This is a genomic window from Thermodesulfobacteriota bacterium, from assembly GCA_035325995.1.
In the GTDB taxonomy this organism is placed as follows: domain Bacteria; phylum Desulfobacterota_D; class UBA1144; order Nemesobacterales; family UBA2774; genus JADLGH01.
In genome coordinates, this window is record DAOKYU010000002.1 from 342,185 (window position 1) to 358,239 (window position 16,055).

13 protein-coding genes are annotated in these 16,055 nt (G+C 56.3%); 10 read left to right on the forward strand and 3 right to left on the reverse strand.

The window, feature by feature from the left end:
- Positions 1-60 precede the first annotated feature (60 nt).
- The 3 genes from PKC29_04455 to PKC29_04465 all read left to right on the forward strand — a co-directional run bounded on the left by PKC29_04455 (position 61) and on the right by PKC29_04465 (position 2,255).
- Entirely contained in the window at positions 61-924 is an 864-nt protein-coding gene (locus PKC29_04455) for a sodium:proton antiporter (protein ID HML94665.1), read from the forward strand.
- A 90-nt stretch (positions 925-1,014) separates the two neighbouring features.
- A complete protein-coding gene (locus PKC29_04460; protein ID HML94666.1) occupies positions 1,015-1,938 on the forward strand; it encodes an NAD(P)-dependent oxidoreductase in 924 nt (307 codons plus the stop codon).
- A gap of 92 nt (positions 1,939-2,030) precedes the next feature.
- Positions 2,031-2,255, forward strand: a complete 225-nt coding sequence (locus tag PKC29_04465) for a hypothetical protein (protein ID HML94667.1) — start codon at positions 2,031-2,033, stop codon at positions 2,253-2,255.
- 33 nt (positions 2,256-2,288) lie between these two features.
- On the opposite strand, the gene PKC29_04470 is transcribed toward PKC29_04465, so the two are convergent.
- Complete coding sequence (locus PKC29_04470; GenBank protein HML94668.1) at positions 2,289-3,161, reverse strand: glutaminyl-peptide cyclotransferase; 873 nt, start codon at positions 3,159-3,161, stop codon at positions 2,289-2,291.
- A gap of 170 nt (positions 3,162-3,331) precedes the next feature.
- Between PKC29_04470 and PKC29_04475 the strand changes: the two genes are divergently transcribed.
- From PKC29_04475 to PKC29_04500, 6 genes are all read left to right on the forward strand, one after another.
- Positions 3,332-4,177 (forward strand): hypothetical protein, encoded by an 846-nt coding sequence (locus tag PKC29_04475; protein HML94669.1) that lies wholly within the window; start codon positions 3,332-3,334, stop codon positions 4,175-4,177.
- Between the two features lie 81 nt (positions 4,178-4,258).
- Positions 4,259-4,936, forward strand: a complete 678-nt coding sequence (locus PKC29_04480) for a metal-dependent transcriptional regulator (protein ID HML94670.1) — start codon at positions 4,259-4,261, stop codon at positions 4,934-4,936.
- Position 4,937: 1 nt separating this feature from the next.
- A complete protein-coding gene (locus PKC29_04485) occupies positions 4,938-5,897 on the forward strand; it encodes a zinc ABC transporter substrate-binding protein (GenBank protein HML94671.1) in 960 nt (319 codons plus the stop codon).
- Positions 5,898-5,920: 23 nt separating this feature from the next.
- A complete protein-coding gene (locus PKC29_04490) occupies positions 5,921-6,697 on the forward strand; it encodes a metal ABC transporter ATP-binding protein (protein HML94672.1) in 777 nt (258 codons plus the stop codon).
- The gene (locus PKC29_04495) at positions 6,698-7,843 is read left to right on the forward strand and encodes a metal ABC transporter permease (GenBank protein ID HML94673.1); all 1,146 of its coding nucleotides are present in this window, start codon (positions 6,698-6,700) and stop codon (positions 7,841-7,843) included.
- Positions 7,833-8,951: a metal ABC transporter permease gene (locus tag PKC29_04500; GenBank protein ID HML94674.1), complete on the forward strand. Its 1,119-nt coding sequence runs from the start codon at positions 7,833-7,835 to the stop codon at positions 8,949-8,951. Before PKC29_04495 ends, PKC29_04500 begins: the two co-directional genes overlap by 11 nt.
- Positions 8,952-8,958: 7 nt before the next feature.
- On the opposite strand, the gene PKC29_04505 is transcribed toward PKC29_04500, so the two are convergent.
- Entirely contained in the window at positions 8,959-9,816 is an 858-nt protein-coding gene (locus PKC29_04505) for a tetratricopeptide repeat protein (protein ID HML94675.1), read from the reverse strand.
- A 296-nt stretch (positions 9,817-10,112) separates the two neighbouring features.
- Here PKC29_04505 and priA point away from each other — a divergent pair, with 296 nt between their 5' ends.
- Positions 10,113-12,530: a primosomal protein N' gene (gene priA, locus PKC29_04510; protein ID HML94676.1), complete on the forward strand. Its 2,418-nt coding sequence runs from the start codon at positions 10,113-10,115 to the stop codon at positions 12,528-12,530.
- On the opposite strand, the gene PKC29_04515 is transcribed toward priA, so the two are convergent.
- Positions 12,527-16,021, reverse strand: coding sequence for a P-loop NTPase fold protein (locus PKC29_04515; protein HML94677.1), 3,495 nt, complete (start codon positions 16,019-16,021; stop codon positions 12,527-12,529). The genes priA and PKC29_04515 overlap by 4 nt on opposite strands.
- Between the last annotated feature and the right edge of the window lie 34 nt (positions 16,022-16,055).

Sequence of the window (16,055 nt, forward strand, 5' to 3'; positions counted from 1 at the left end):
ACCGTTGCCCTCGCGGCGTCCCGGGACTAAAATGACTCAAGGCCGTCGGGCCGGGGGATCATGGATAGAGAATTACAGGTTTTACTTCTGAAAGCCGGTACTTTGGCCGCTGTTTTTGGCCTCATGTTCTCCTCGGGGCTCAACATGGCGCCGGGGCATCTCATGTTCTTCAGGGGACGGTTTCCGCTCCTCCTGAAATCTCTCGCCGTCGTCCTCGTCCTCGTGCCCCTGGCCGCGCTGGCCGTGGCGTACCTGGTCCGGCCCGTGTACCCCGCCGCCGTCGGCCTTGCGATAATGGCGTCTTCACCGGCCGCGCCGCTCATGCTGACGAGGGCGTCGCGGGCCGCGGGCAGGCTCGATTACACAGGCAGCCTCCATCTCATACTCGCCGTGCTGTCCATAGCTTCCACCCCGGTTACGCTCGCCGTAATGTCGTCGTCGATAGGGTTCGAGGCGACAATCGATCCGCTGGAAATCGCGAGGCTCGCATTCACGATGATACTCCTTCCCGTGGGGCTCGGGCTTTTCGTCCGGAAGAAATACCCCGGCGTCGCCGAAAGAATCTCGCGCCCGCTGACGAGGGTATTCGGCGCACTCTTGATAATCGTCTCGGCGGTGCTTTTCGCGATGACGTACAGGTTCATCTTCGACCTCGACCTTCGTTCCTACGCCGCCGTGGCGCTCTTCATCGTGCTCGCATTGGCGGCCGGGCATTTCTCGGCCCCCGACGTGTTCGAGGAGCGGACCGCGCTCGCACTCGAAGCCGCCGGGCGGAACCCGGGATTCGCGCTCGTCATCGCGCAGGTCAACTTCCCGCACGCAAAGCCGGTGGCCTTCCTCATACCTTACATCCTCGTCTTCATAGTTCTGAGCGCCCTGTACGTTTCGTGGCACAAAAGAAGGAAGACCAGGGCCCGGCGCTGAAAAATGCAGCCTGCCCGGCCCGGAACGGAGCTCACTCACTTTACACACGGCCGCCGTAGTTATATTATGAGTTGCCGAGGAGGCGTTTACATGAAAGCCGTAAAACCGGGCGAAGACGGAACGAGGATCGGATGGATAGGGACGGGGGTCATGGGCTCGTCTATGTGCATGCATCTCTTAAAGAACGGCTACAGGACTTCCGTCTACAACAGGACGAAGAAGAAGGCATCTCATCTCCTGAAAGAAGGGGCTGAGTGGCTCCCGTCTCCGCGAGAGGTCGCCGAGCGGTCGGACGTCGTATTCACGATCGTCGGGTTCCCAGCGGACGTGAGGCAGGTCTATTTCGGACCGGACGGCGTGCTCGCCGGTCTTAAGAAAGGCGGCGCAGCGGTGGACATGACGACGACTGAGCCTTCGCTCGAGATCGAGATATACGACGCGGCCCGGAAGCTCGGAATAAAAACGGTGGATGCCCCTGTCTCGGGCGGGGACACGGGCGCGAGGAACGCCGCGCTGTCCATAATGGCCGGGGGGGACAGGGCCGCCGTGAATGCGCTCATGCCGCTATTCAGGCTCATGGGGAAGAACATCGTCTATCACGGGAAGGCGGGCTCCGGCCAGCACGCGAAGATGTGTAACCAGATCATGGTTTCGGGGCTGATGATAGGCATGTGCGAGACGCTGCTCTACGCGTACAAGTCCGGGCTCGACCCGGCCAGGATGCTGGAGTCCGTCGGTCGCGGCGCGGCGGCGTCGTGGATGCTGGATAACCTCGCGCCGAGGATACTGAAGGGGGATTTCGACCCCGGGTTTTACGTCGAGCATTTCATAAAGGACATGGGCATCGCGCTCGCCGAGGCCGAGAGGATGGACCTCGTTCTTCCGGGGCTCGCGCTCGTCCGCGAGCTTTACGTCGCCGCCAAGGCGCAGGGGCACGGGAGGAAGGGGACGCAGGCGCTCATACTGGCCCTGGAAGCCGTGTCGGGCATAAAGCGGAAGGGGCCCAAAAAATAACCCGTGCGCCGGGCCGGAATGGTGTTATATTTCCACTTGCGGCGGGTGTCGCCCGGACCGCCCGACAATAACGTTTTGAGGATGAAACCGAAATGAGAAATATCCTGATTGCGCTTCTTTTTCTTATGATGCCGCTCGGCTATTCGTGCGCCACGATAGACGCACCCGCGGAGCCGGCCGGCACCGATACCCTCGAGGACAGGGTCGAGCCGAAATCGATGGATAAAGAGTACAATCCAGAGGTCGAGGAAGAGATCGAGTCGGACATATCGCCCCTCGAAACGGAGATGCAGGAAGACCAGCCGCTGTTTAAATAGCGCGGGCGGTTCTGTAAGCGGTTTGCCGCGCGGCTATTCCGATTTGCCGGTTCCGGCCGGGACGATGCGTATCTCGTAGAGCTTCGGCCACAGCTTGCCTGTGACGAAGAGCCTTTTCCTGCCGGGGTCGTATGCTATGCCGTTGAGTACGTCCTCGCCTCCCTTTCTGTCCTTTTCGGGAAGTATGCCCGAGAGGTCTATCCACCCCTTCACGCGGCCGGTCCCGGGATCGACCCTCGCGATCCTGTCGCTCCCCCAGATGTTGGCGAATATCTCGCCTTCGACGAATTCGAGCTCGTTGAGGCTCTTCACCGGGCCGTTCTCGCCGTAGACCTCGAGCTTGCCGGTCTCCTTGAGCGTGGCCGGGTCGAGATACCTGAGCACGTCCGTGCCGTCGCTCATTATGAGGCTCCTCCCGTCGTACGTGAGCCCCCAGCCCTCGCCGGGGTAGGTGAAGGTTTCGAGGAGCTCGAACGTGTGCTTGTCGTAGACGAAGCCCTTCTGCGAGCGCCAGGTGAGCTGGATTATCTTGTCGCCCGCCATGGCCGCGCCTTCGCCGAAGTAAACGCCCGGGAGGTTTCGAATTCTGAGGACTTCGCCGGTTTCGAGGTCTACCTTTCTCAGCGAAGACTGCCCGCGCCGGCCCGTGCTTTCGTAGAGGACGCCGTCTTCGAGAAGGAGGCCCTGTGTGAAGGCCGAAGGGTCGTGGGGATAGGAGGCTACGACCTCGTAGCCGTAGGCGGGGACCCCCGGGGCCTCGCCCTTTGCCGGCGCGCCGGGCGCGGGGTGTCCCGCGAGAAGGACGAGGAGGGCAAGGAGGTGTACGGGTATGAGGATTTTCCCGGCCGGGCGCCGGTGAGCGCGGCGTGTATCTCTTTCGGAATATGCGGGACTCGTATATTGCACAGGCTAATATACTAGCCGGTTTTGCCGCGGATTTCCCGTGATTTCATTTTCTCCCTCTTGACATAATGCTCGCCTTATTATAATTTTAGACGAGTCTAAAAATAAAGTTGCTGTGTGAAGATAATATTTTGAGCTAGTTCTCGTTAGAAGCACGGCGGGGGAGAGAAAAAATGAATTGTAGTAAAAATAACAAGGGGGGCGGCAGGCCATGGCGCGTGCCGGGAGCGGGCGGCTCCCGGTGCGTTTCAGCCGGAAGGGCGCTTGCCGTTCCGGCGCTGCTGTTGATGCAGCTCCTGGGTTTTGCGCCCGAGGCGGAGGCCCTGGGCGGGGTATCTAATTCGAAGGTTACCGTCCTCAGCGCGGATACGGTTCCGAGGGGGGTCGTCGAGCTCGAGCCCTACTTCTCGGCGGAATTCGCGGACGACAGGGATAACACGAGAAAGTACGGCGGGGGGCTCAGGATAACCCCGGGCATTACGGATTTTCTGGAAGCGGGGGTCAGCATAAATTTTTTCAACGTGGAGGATTCGGACCTCATTCGGGCCGAGAACGATTTCGGGCACATAGATTCGGGTCTCAAGCTGAGGCTCATCGACGAGGGCGCGGGGAGCCCGTTTTCGCTCGCCTACGTCGCGGGCGTTACGTTCCCGGTGGATAAGGGGGCGGAATGGGTCGTCGAGCCCGCGGGGCTCGTCCTGACGAAGAACTTCACGGACAGATTTTCTCTCGACGCGGATCTCGTTGTCGGCCTCATCGAGGGGGGGTCGTGGAGCCTCGCCGCGAATACGGGGCTCGGCTATTACGTGACTCCCTGGCTCCAGGCGGTCGTTGAAGGGGCGTACGCCTTCGAGGGCGCGGACGGCGGGGGCGACGTTTCGATAATAAACGTTACGGGCGGTTTTACGGCCAACGCGGCCGAGTGGCTGACCGTGATCGTCGGCGTGACGCCGGATATTTACGTGAAGAACGACGACAGGCTGGTCGTCCTCACGGCGGCGTTTACGTTCGCCTTCTGACGGGTTTCGGGCTTGACAGTATGGGCTCGCGGCAATAAAATATTTTTAGATATACCTAAAAACTACTTTAGGAGCCGGTAAATGTATACGGAATCGATTGAAGATTACCTTAAGGCTATATACGAGATACAGAAGGAAAGGGGGAAGGTCTCGACGAATGCCCTGTCCGAGAAGCTCGGGGTCGCACCGGCGTCGGTGACGAGCATGATAAAGAAACTTTCCGAGAAAAAGCTGATTACGCACAAGCGTTACCAGGGTGTGATGCTCACGAGCGCGGGGCAGAAGATAGCACTCGAAGTGATAAGGCACCACAGGCTGGTGGAGCTCTACCTCGCCGAGGCGCTCGGGGTGCCGTGGGACAAGGTGCACGACGAGGCCGAAAAGTGGGAGCATATACTGTCGGAGGACCTGGAGGACAGGATGGACGCCGTGCTCGGATACCCGACGAGGGACCCGCACGGCTCGCCGATACCGAGCAGGGACGGGACTCTCGTCGAGCTCGATTCCATACCGCTCGCCGACCTCGGCCCGGGGCAGTCGGGCGTGGTGGCCGAGGTGAGCGACCACGATCCGAGCCTCCTGAGATACGTTGGCGGCATGGGGCTTTATCCTCACACGAGCGTCAAGGTCGTTTCGGTCGAGCCTTTCAGGGGGCCGATAACCGTGAAGGTCGGGGACGAGAAGCACGTACTCGGGGCGGAGGCGGCGCAGTATGTTTTCATCACGGACATAAAAGGAAAAAAGCAGGGGGATTCGTAAAATGGAATTCAGGTCGTTATTGACGATTTTCGCATTGACGCTGGGATTTGTTGCAACAGGACTTGCCGGATGCTCGTCGGATAAGGCGGGGAAAGAAAAGCGGACAGGGGTGATGGACGTAGTCGCTACGACGGGGATGATCGCCGACACCGCGAGGGTGGTCGGCGGGGATCACGTGAAGGTGACGGGGCTCATGGGCCCGGGGGTGGACCCGCACCTCTACAAGGCGAGCGCCGGGGACGTGGAGACTCTCTCCCGCGCGGACATCATCCTCTATAACGGGCTTCACCTGGAAGGGAAGATGTCGGAGGTGTTCGAGCAGATGGAAAAGCGCGGCATAAGGACCGTCGCCGTTACGGACAGTATAAACAGGGGAGCTCTCATCTCTCCGCCCGAATTCGGGGGGAATTACGACCCGCACGTATGGTTCGACGTTTCGCTCTGGATGAAGGCCGTCGAGGTCGTGAGGGACAGCCTCTCCGAGGCCGATCCCGAGAATGCGGACGCCTACGGGGCCAATGCCGCGGCCTATCTCGCAGAGCTCGGGGAGCTCGACGAATATGTGAAGACGAAGGCCGCACAGGTGCCCGAGAGCAAGAGGGTGCTGATCACGGCCCACGACGCGTTCAACTATTTCGGGCGGGCGTACGGGTTCGAGGTGAGGGGGCTTCAGGGCATAAGCACCGCGTCGGAGGCCGGGACGGCGGACGTGCAGGCCCTGGCCACGTTCATCGTCGAGAGGAAGATACCGGTGATATTCGTCGAGAGCTCCGTTCCTCCGAAGTACATAGAGGCCGTGCAGGCGGCCGCCGGGGCAAGGGGGTTTAACGTGAAGGTCGGCGGCTCCCTCTATTCGGACGCCCTCGGGAACCCGGGGTCGACCGCGGGCACGTACGCAGGCATGGTTCGCGAGAACATAGACACGATTACGGGCGCCCTTATGGACGGGGGGCAGTCCTGAGCGGGGGAAGGACGGACGAGACTATGCCTAACGCGATAGAAGTCGAGGACCTTACCGTTGCATACGGCGAGAAGCCGGTCCTGTGGGACGTCGATCTCACGGTGCCGAGGGGGGTTTTGATGGCCGTCGTCGGCCCGAACGGCGCGGGGAAGACGACGCTTATAAAGTCTATTCTGAACCTCGTCGGGAAGGCCGCCGGGCAGGTGCTGATTTACGGGAAACCGTATCCGGAGGTGCGGCGCCTCGTGGCGTACGTCCCGCAGAGGGGGAGCGTCGACTGGGACTTTCCCACGAGCGTCGAGGACGTCGTGATGATGGGGCGTTACGGCGCGCTCGGGTGGTTCAGGAGGCCGGGCGCGAGGGAGCGCGGGCTCGCCGCCGCGGCCCTCGAAAAGGTGGGCATGACCCGGTTCGCCGGGCGGCAGATAAGCCAGCTTTCGGGCGGGCAGCAGCAGAGGGTGTTCCTCGCGCGCGCTCTCGTACAGGACGCGGACGTCTATCTCATGGACGAGCCGTTTCAGGGGGTAGACGCGACGACCGAGAGGGCTATAGTGGCGCTTCTCCAGGATCTGCGCGCAGCGGGGAAGACGGTCGTCGTCGTGCATCACGACCTGCAGACGGTACCCGAGTATTTCGACTGGGCGACGCTGCTTAACGTCCGGCTCATAGCGAGCGGCCCGGTCGAGCGGGCCTTTACCGACGAGAACCTCCGGCTTACCTACGGCGGGCACGTATCTTTCATTCGCCGCCCGGCGGACGCCAACGGAGACACCGGAAAGACGGGGGAAAGGGGGCTTTAGGTGGATTTCCCCGGCATATTCTCGGACCTCCTTTTCGATTATACGCTGAGGACGGTCGCGCTCGGCTCCGCCGTGCTGGGCGTAGTCAGCGGCGCGCTCGGGACTTACGCCGTACTCAGAAAGCAGAGCCTTTTAGGGGACGCCATGTCCCACGCCGCGCTTCCGGGCATAGCGTTCGCGTTTCTCCTTACGGGGAGCAAGATACCGCTGGTCCTTATAGTCGGCGCGGCGCTCGCGGGATGGGCCGCCACCCTGTTTATAATGAGCATAGTCTCTACGACGCGGGTGAAGTATGACTCGGCCCTCGGCATGGTGCTGTCCGTATTCTTCGGCGCGGGCCTGGTGCTCCTTACCTTGATACAAAAGCGCCCGGACGCGACGCAGGCGGGGCTCGACAAATTCCTCTTCGGGCAGGCCGCCGCGCTCCTCGGGCGGGACGTCGTGACGATGGCGATACTGGGCGGGCTCTCGCTTCTGGCTGTCGGCGCATTCTGGAAGGAGTTCAAGCTCCTGTCTTTCGACCCGGAGTTCGCCTCCACACTAGGCTTTCCGATAAGGGCGCTGGACATACTGCTCACCACGCTGATAGTTTTAGCCATCGTCATTGGGCTTCAGACGGTGGGCGTCGTCCTCATGAGCGCGATGATCGTAGCACCGGGCGCGTCCGCGAGGCAGTGGACGGACAGGCTCGGCGTGATGATAGCGCTCTCGGCGCTCTTCGGAGCTATGGCCGGCGTTACGGGGGCCGTCATCAGCGCGAGCGTGCCGAGGCTGCCGACGGGGCCGACCATAGTCGTGTCCGTGAGCGTGATAGTGATAGTCTCCATTCTTTTCGCTCCCCGGCGCGGGATACTCTGGAGCAAGCTCAGTGACAGGCGGCGGAGGGGGCGGCTCAGGCTGGAAGCGATCCTGGAAGACCTTTACATACTCGCGAGGGAGCACGACGACCGGGGGCACGCGCATTCGGTGTCGGTGCTGAGGCTCATGAGCGCGGGGAAGGGCGGGGTCGAGAACAGCCTTCGAATACTCCGCGAGCGCGGGCTCGTCCGCCCCGCCGGAAAGGGCGAATGGGCGCTTACCCCGGCGGGCGTGACGGAGGCCCAGAGGATAGCGGAGACGAGGAGGGGGCATACGGATGAGCGCTGAGCAGATGGATATCCAGATAATCGCCGCGCTGACCGCGGCGGCGTGCGCGATACCCGGGGTCTTCCTGGTCCTAAGGCGCATGGCCATGATGAGCGACGCCATAAGCCACTCGATACTGCTCGGTATCGTGCTCGCGTTCTTCGCCGCGGGGAGCGTATCCTCGCCGCTTCTCATAGTCGGCGCGGCGCTCAGCGGGGTGCTGACGGTGAGCCTGGTCGAGGTCCTTGCAAAGACCGGGCTCGTCAAGGAGGACGCCGCCATAGGGCTCGTATTCCCGCTCCTTTTCAGCGTCGGCGTCATACTCATAGCGCGTTACACGTGGAGCATTCACCTGGACGTGGATGCGGTCCTGCTCGGCGAGCTGGCGTTCGCCCCTTTCAACAGGCTCATCGTCGGCGGGGTGGATATCGGGCCGAGGTCGATGTACGTCATGGGGACGATTCTCGCCCTGAACCTCGCGTTCATACTGCTGATGTATAAGGAGCTGAAGCTCGCGACGTTCGACGCGGGGCTTGCAGCGGCGCTGGGCTTCGCCCCGGGGCTGATACATTATCTACTCATGGGGCTCGTTTCCGTGACGGCCGTGGGGGCGTTCGACGCCGTGGGCTCCATACTCGTCGTGGCGCTCATGATAGCGCCCCCGGCCGCTGCGTATCTCCTTACCGACAGGCTATCGCGGATGCTCGGGCTGAGCGTCCTGATAGGCGTCGTTTCGGCGATTGCCGGATTCTGGTTCGCCATGCTGATCGACGCCAGCATAGCCGGGTCGATGGCGTCGGCCGCGGGGGCCCTTTTCCTGCTCGTTTTCCTCTTCGCCCCGGAGAGGGGGCTGATCGCGGTTTACTCGCGGAAGTCGTACCAGAAGCGGGACTTTGCGGGAAGGATGCTCGTCATACACCTCCTCAACCACGAAGGGACGCCCGAGGAGGAGCGCGAATCGGAAATCTCGCACCTCGAAGAGAGCCTCGGCTGGAAAGGGGATTTCGCCCGGAGCGCCGTCGTCTATTCGGTGAAAAAAGGACTCGTCACGGACAGCGGCGGAAGGCTTTCGCTTACCGAGAAGGGCAGGGAATTCGCGGGCAGGTCGCTTACGGAGTTTACAGCCTGAGACGGGGTTATTCGGAGAGCTCTTTTTTCTTCATGAGCTGGAGTATGAGGCTCATGAGGATTACGCCCTTGGCGCCGTCGTCGTCTTCCTTCAAGGACTGGATGTAGTCCATGTTGTCCTTTACGGATTCGTCGTCGGGCGAGATGCTGAGGGCCGCGCGGAGGACGTCGAGGGCCTCGTCGTACCACCCCTTTTCGGCGAGGGACAGCGCGAGGGCGTTGTAGGCGGGGATGAATTCGGGGGATATGGATATGACCTCCCTGAATTTGGCCGCCGACTCGTCTATCCATCCGAAATCGAAGTAGCAGTTGCCTATGGAAAGGTGCGCCCAGGTGTCTGACGGGCAGAACTCGACGTGTTTCCTGAATTCGGAAAGGGCCTCTTTCGTCCACCCCATGTCGAAGAAGCAGAGCCCCGTCTGGTAGTGGATTTCGTCGTTGATGTAGTCGACCTCGGTGCATGAGGCGGCGCATTCCTGGAAATACCTGAGCGCGTCCTCGTAGAGGCCGACGGAGCGGTACGTGAGCGCCATGTGCCACTTGGCTATGACGTAGTCCGGGTCGAGCTCGAGCGCCTCGTGGTACGACCTTATCGACTCGTCGTGCATGCCCATGCGGGCGAGCGTGATGCCGAGCTGGGTCCAGATATAAGGGTCTTCGGGGTTGAGCTCAAGGGCCTTCCTGAAATAGTAGACGGAAGCGTGGAACTCCTCCATCGCGTCGTATGTGAGCGCGAAGGAGAGATAAACATCGGGATCCTCGGGCGCGATCTTGATGGCTTTGGTGAGCTCTTTAAGCGCGTCCTCGAATCGTCCGGCTTCCTTGTAATCGTCGGCTTTATTTAAAAGCCTGTCCAACCTTCCCATTCAATGCACCGTTAGGTTCGCCTGAACCTTGATGGTAAAGCATATTAGCTACGGGGGGTGTTGTCAACCTCCGGGGCGGTTTATCGTTCAGATTCTATCGAAATGGGCCGGTGGCGCGGGGAAACCGGTATAAGATGTAATTAATAATAGAAATATGCTGTGTCCGCGGGGCGCTGTTCCGGCGATTCCGGGGGCCCGGACGGCGGCGGGCGGGAGGGGGGTGCAAGAGGTGAAAGCGCCCGGGGCCCGGGCTTATTGCGCCCGTCCGGGAAAACCATTAGACTCACGGGAATACGATGAAAGAAACTGTACAGGTCGCCGTCCCGATACCGAGGGACGAATATTACAGCTACAGCCTGCCGGCGGCCCTCGCGGAGGGGGCGGAGGTCGGAAAGCGCGTGCTCGTCCCGTTCCACAACCGGAGGACTATAGGGTTTATAGTCGGGTTCGGGGAGCCGCCGCCGGACATCAAGCTGAAGGACGTGATCGACATAATAGACGACGAGCCGCTTTTCGACGAGAGGAGGCTCGGGTTTCTCAGGTGGGCGGCGGATTATTACCTGGTCCCGCTCGGGATGATGCTGAAGGCGGCGCACCCGGGGGGGCTGGGCGTGCGCCTGAAAAGCACGCTGAGGCTGACACCGGCGGGCGAAAGGGCGGCGTCGGGCGAGGGGCGGCTCACGGCCCACGAGCTTACGGTCGTCAGGGCGATAATGGGCGCGGGGGAGATAACGTCGCGGAGGCTCCTGTCCGTCGTGGACAACACATCGGCAGAGCTGCTCAACTCGCTAAAACGCAGGGGGCTCGTCGAGTTCGGGTACGAGCTGGAATCGGACCCGAAGATAAAGACGGAGAAGGTGATATCGGCCGCGGAAGGGGTGAGCGCGGACGACCCGGCGCTCGCCCGGAAGCGCGCGAAGGCGGAGATACTCTCCTTTATCACCGCGCACGGGAGGGTGCCGCTAGACGAGCTGAAGGAGGTGTTCGGAAACCCGTCCGCGCACGTTTCGTGGCTCGCGGAGGAGGGGTACGTTACGGTCGATCACGAGGAGGTTTCGAGGGACCCGTTCGCGGGGCTCGAAATCAAGCGGGACGTCCCTCCCGAATTGACGGTCGACCAGGAGATCGCCTGCCGGAAGATATCGGAGGCCGTCGCCAAGGGGAAGTTCGCGCCGTTCCTCCTTCACGGGGTGACGGGGAGCGGAAAGACGGAGGTTTATCTCCGCGCGATCGCCGGGGTCCTCGAAAAGGGGAAGGGGGTTATCGTCCTCGTGCCGGAGATATCGCTTACGCCGCTGCTCGTGAAGAGGTTCAGGGCCAGGTTCGGGGACGCCGTTGCCGTCATACACAGCGCGCTTTCGGACGGGGAGAGGTTCGACGCGTGGCGGAGGGCGGCGAGGGGGGACGTCGGCATCGTCATAGGCGCGCGGTCGGCGATCTTCGCGCCGTTTCCGGACCTCGGGATGATAATCGTGGACGAGGAGCACGAGACGTCGTACAAGCAGGACGAGGCCCCGGCGTATAATGCGCGGGACCTCGCGCTCGTCCTCGGGCGGATGACCGACTCCGTGGTAGTGCTCGGCTCGGCGACGCCGTCGGTGGAGTCGTACTACAACGCGAAGAGGCACAGGTTTACGTACCTGCAACTGCCGCTGCGTGTGAGCGACCGCTCTCTCCCTGCCGTGACTATCGTGGACATGAAGGAGGAGGGCGGCGCGATACTTTCACGGAAGCTGCGGGAAGCCGTCGTCGATAATTTCTGGAAGGACAGGGAGACGATACTATTCCTGAACAGGCGCGGGTATTCGTCGATCCTGATATGCAAGGTGTGCGGGGAAATCTTGAAGTGTCCGAACTGCAGCGTGTCGCTCACGTACCACGCGCGGGGGGATGTGATAATGTGTCACCTGTGCGGGCTCGTCGAGGAGCCGCACGAGGCGTGCGCGGTATGCGGGGAGCCGATGAGGGGGCTCGGGATAGGGACGCAGAGGGTGGAGGACGAGCTTAGGGAGCTTATCCCGGAAGCGAAGATAGCGAGGATGGACAGGGACGCCGTCGCCGGGAAGACGCGGCTATTGGACCTTTACCGGAGGCTCGAACGGGGGGAGATAGACGTCCTCGTCGGGACGCAGATGGTCGCCAAGGGGCATGATCTTCCGGGGGTGACGCTCGTGGGGGTTATCTCGGCGGACATATCACTAGGCATACCGGACTTTCGCTCCGGTGAAAGGACCTTTCAGCTCGTGACGCAGGTGGCCGGCCGGGCCGGGAGGGGGGACGGCGAGGGGCGGGCCATAGTGCAGACGTATAACCCGGACCATCCGAGCATAACGTTCGCCGCGCGGCAGGACTCGAAGGGTTTCCTCGAACAGGAGCTGAAACTGCGTGAAGAGCTCGGATACCCGCCGTTCGCGAGGCTCGTGAACGTGAGGTTCACGGGGATGCGCGAGGACGAGGTTACAGACGTCGCGAGGAAGGCGGGCGAGGCGGCGAGGAGGCTGGCCGGGAAGCTCGCGCCGGGGGCCGTCGAGATACTGGGGCCGTCGCCGTGCCCACTGAGCCGCATAAAGAACCGTTATCGCCGGCAGATGCTGCTTAAGTCCGGGGACGTGAAGGCTCTCCGGGGGCTCGTGAAGCGGCTCGTGGCGGGGATGGGGAAGATCGCGGGGCAGGTGAGGGTGTCGGCGGACGTGGACCCGTATAATTTTAGCTAAGTATCCGATTCGTTTTCGGAATCCACTTCCTCGTTTTCTTCTTCTTCTTCTTCTTCTTCTTCTTCTTCTGATCCCTTCTCTTCGTCTGTTGAGTGTTGTATTTGAGCTATATCTACCCCAATATTTTCTGCAATTTGAATTAATTCCTCTCTGATACTATCTTCCACTGCAGAATCTTTTAATAAATCTTTTGTATTTTCCTTAAATCTAGTTTTAGATGCACTCTGTGCGTCTTCAAATAGTTTTTTATTAGTTGTCAGTGCTTTGTTAGCCCACTTGATCTCATTGATATCGTTACTTGATAAGCATCTGGTTAACAGGTGCCTACAAACATCATCAGCTTTTTCTCCGAGAAATCCTTTGGTAATCAATTCATCTCCCCAAAAACTTATATATGGTGCAATACTACTATCGGTCGTTGCCAGATGTAGTATTTTGTCTCTTAAATTACGCATAAAAGTTTCTTGCGATGCACTATCTAATGTCTCTAGTAGTTGGGAACTGCTTAATTTAAATTCATCACCACATAATATGTCTACGTTGTTAAGAAGAGCATTATAAAATCTATCGTTTAAATGTAGAGAAATGCCATCCTCTATTAGTGCTTGTAGTAAATCCCATCGATAGCTTGGATCTGATAATTCAGAATTCCAAGTTTGTGTGTCTATTGATCGAAGACCTGCAATTAAGAAATCCAGATATGTTCCTCGATTTTGCTCTTTTGTCTCTTGGTAAGAAACCAAATAGAGACCAGCTAGGTCTTTATCAAAATCTTCATCGGTTAATTTGGCAAGCAGATTTACTTTTGTAGTGGATACTTTTATCAGATTGGATAAGGCATCTTCGCTTAATCGTGTGTCTAATGTGTCAAAATTATCAATAATCATATCTGGAGTAATGTGCTGGTCCACATCCTCTGATAATGCAATTTTTTCCAGAATACTCCTTACTAGTGGTTTAATAGGAGATTCGGTGTCCCCTAGATTTATTAGATCTTGCGTTCGATTTAAAGAACGAACTAAACTATATAATTTGTCGATTATTTGGTGGTTGCCGTCGGGATCATTGCATATACCTTGAAATTTGTTAATACCATCTGTGGAATGACCTACTTCGATACTAACGGAAGCCCCTGGGTTGAATTCCATTATTGGTAATATGCAAGCAGCTGCAGCGGCATAATCTTTTTTAGAGATTACATGGTTTAAAATATGGAAAAGTTGACCATTCTCGGAAAGCTGTTTTAGTACCTCTTTAGCCTCAGCAAGGTCTTTTTTGTAGGCAAGGATAGAAAGGGATTGGACACAAGCCCGGATTTCGATTGGATTCAGATTACCGGCATTTTCTAGGTTAATTTTCAAAGCTTTGATAAGATTGGTCCACGCCCAGTCAAAGTCGATTCTAGTCATTGTATCTACACAATTGGCATGAAGTTCTGAGAAGCCAGGGTCTTCAGAAATAGCTGCTAGCCTATCGATAACATCTTGAGGATCTGATTTAGGTTTGAAGTAATCTGTGAAATCGAGTGGGGCCGGATTCTTTGAGAGCTCAGATAGTATCTCAACATAAAATTGAGCTCCTCCAGGAACCCTAAATTTGTCAATCTCTTCATCAAGATTGGCTGATCTGTAATACGTGAGAAGAGTGAGAGCTCCACTAATCCAATCTTTCACTACTTTACTGTCGATATCTCTTTCTTCATCCTCACTGTTTTCAGATGGTTCTATTGGGTCGGTATTAGAAATAGTTTCAATTACGTGAAGAGGTAGATTCTTATATTTATCTTCCTGACAATGATTTAAGATTGCAACCAAACCTTTGCCTAAGGATTCGTCTGTGCCATTCCATGAGTTCACTCTATTAACGGCTCGACCTAATCGATTCCAGATTCTTGCGAAATCCTTCTCAGTTTCAGAGTCTAATACCTCAAATACATTCGCAGAATTTGCAATCGTATTCGGATCTGATTCTAACCAATCTTCTAACCTATCTTCAATTATGTTATCGCATACATCTACGAATCCAGAAACGGCATTATATTCTTTAAGAGATTCTACATCGTTATTTTTTAAGGCATTTACTACATCTTCTTCCATTAGTGTTTGGAGCGCTTTTTGAGGCTCAATATTGTAGTGCAAGGCTGCCAAATGTCGGGGGAAATCGGAACTTACAGTACGGTTAATGAGTTGAATATTTTTGTCGTCAGGATTAATAAGAGCCTTTTTAGAAGTGTGTAATTCTTTTTTATATATAACATAGAGCGCTTGGTATTTGAGAGGTATTGTATCACTCCACTGTCTATGAAAAGCTCCTATCTGATTTATAAAAAGGATTATTTCCCTTGGTGTTGGAGCTGCGTCTTTTTTCTTTAAGCTCCTGTACAAATGATATATTTCTAAGTAGTCATCATAAGTATGATCTGGTAATGCACAACTTATCTTTTTGATAAAGTAATTCTTCCAATCAGACATTATTGGGGGTGGGACTAGAAATTTTATTTGGAAGGTTTTGTCTATGAAAGATTCTGATAATTCTTGCTCTAGCTTCACTTCCGAGTCCTTATATTCAGATATTCCTACTTTCCATAATCTTCTTAGTGCTTCTGAATCAAATGGTGCAAGAAGCCATAGATGTTTAATCCATCTTGGATTAATATTGTTATTTTCAAACTCAAAAAATGTTCTCATCGTTGACCATATAAGCAGCATTTCTTGAGTATCGGCTCTATCCAGATTGTCTATCACCACTATCAATTTACGTTCTTTGTCGTTAATCGACTCATCGAGGATCTTGTAAAAAATATTTTGGAACTCGATAGATGTTGGATCAGGAGTACGGATTGTAATAGATCTATTTCTCTGGACGCTCTTATTTATAAATAAACTTACTATGCTATGCTCATCATCACGAGGTGAAAAATAATACGCGAGAACGGCAATGATTAGTGGGAGTAAGAGAAGTGCTACGCCAATGCCACCGAAGGCTATATACAAGGTATTTAAATGCGATAGGTTATCTAGGAATAAATCAATAAATTTGTAACTCAAAGGAAGCAATAAAATCGATATAGAAATTGCTTTTCCCCATTTTGTTAGCTGAGGACTGGAGGTCGTAGTGGAGTCCTCTCTTCGTCGTGCAATCTTTTCTTTTTCTTCTTTCCAGTATTCATTATTTTGTAACCAATTTTCTTTTAGTAAATATTGGATCAAGTTCTCTAAGAATGATCTCCGTAGCGGATCACCTTGATGAGACCATGCATTGAAAACAAATAATATTTGATTGTCTTGTAGTTTAGATTTTAGCAGTTCAATTACAGTAGATTTTCCGCTTCCCAATGACCCTATCAATGCTATAGCTTTGCCGCCTTTTTCCGATGCTACTAGATGTTCTATTGCATCCGCTATGCGTTCATGAGGACCAAATGCATCGGAATCGGAGGGTCTGTCTTCTAAAATGATGGTTCTGCACTGTTTGCTTGGTTCTGTATTCATAAATGGACCTATGATTAATTATGATTTTGCTAGG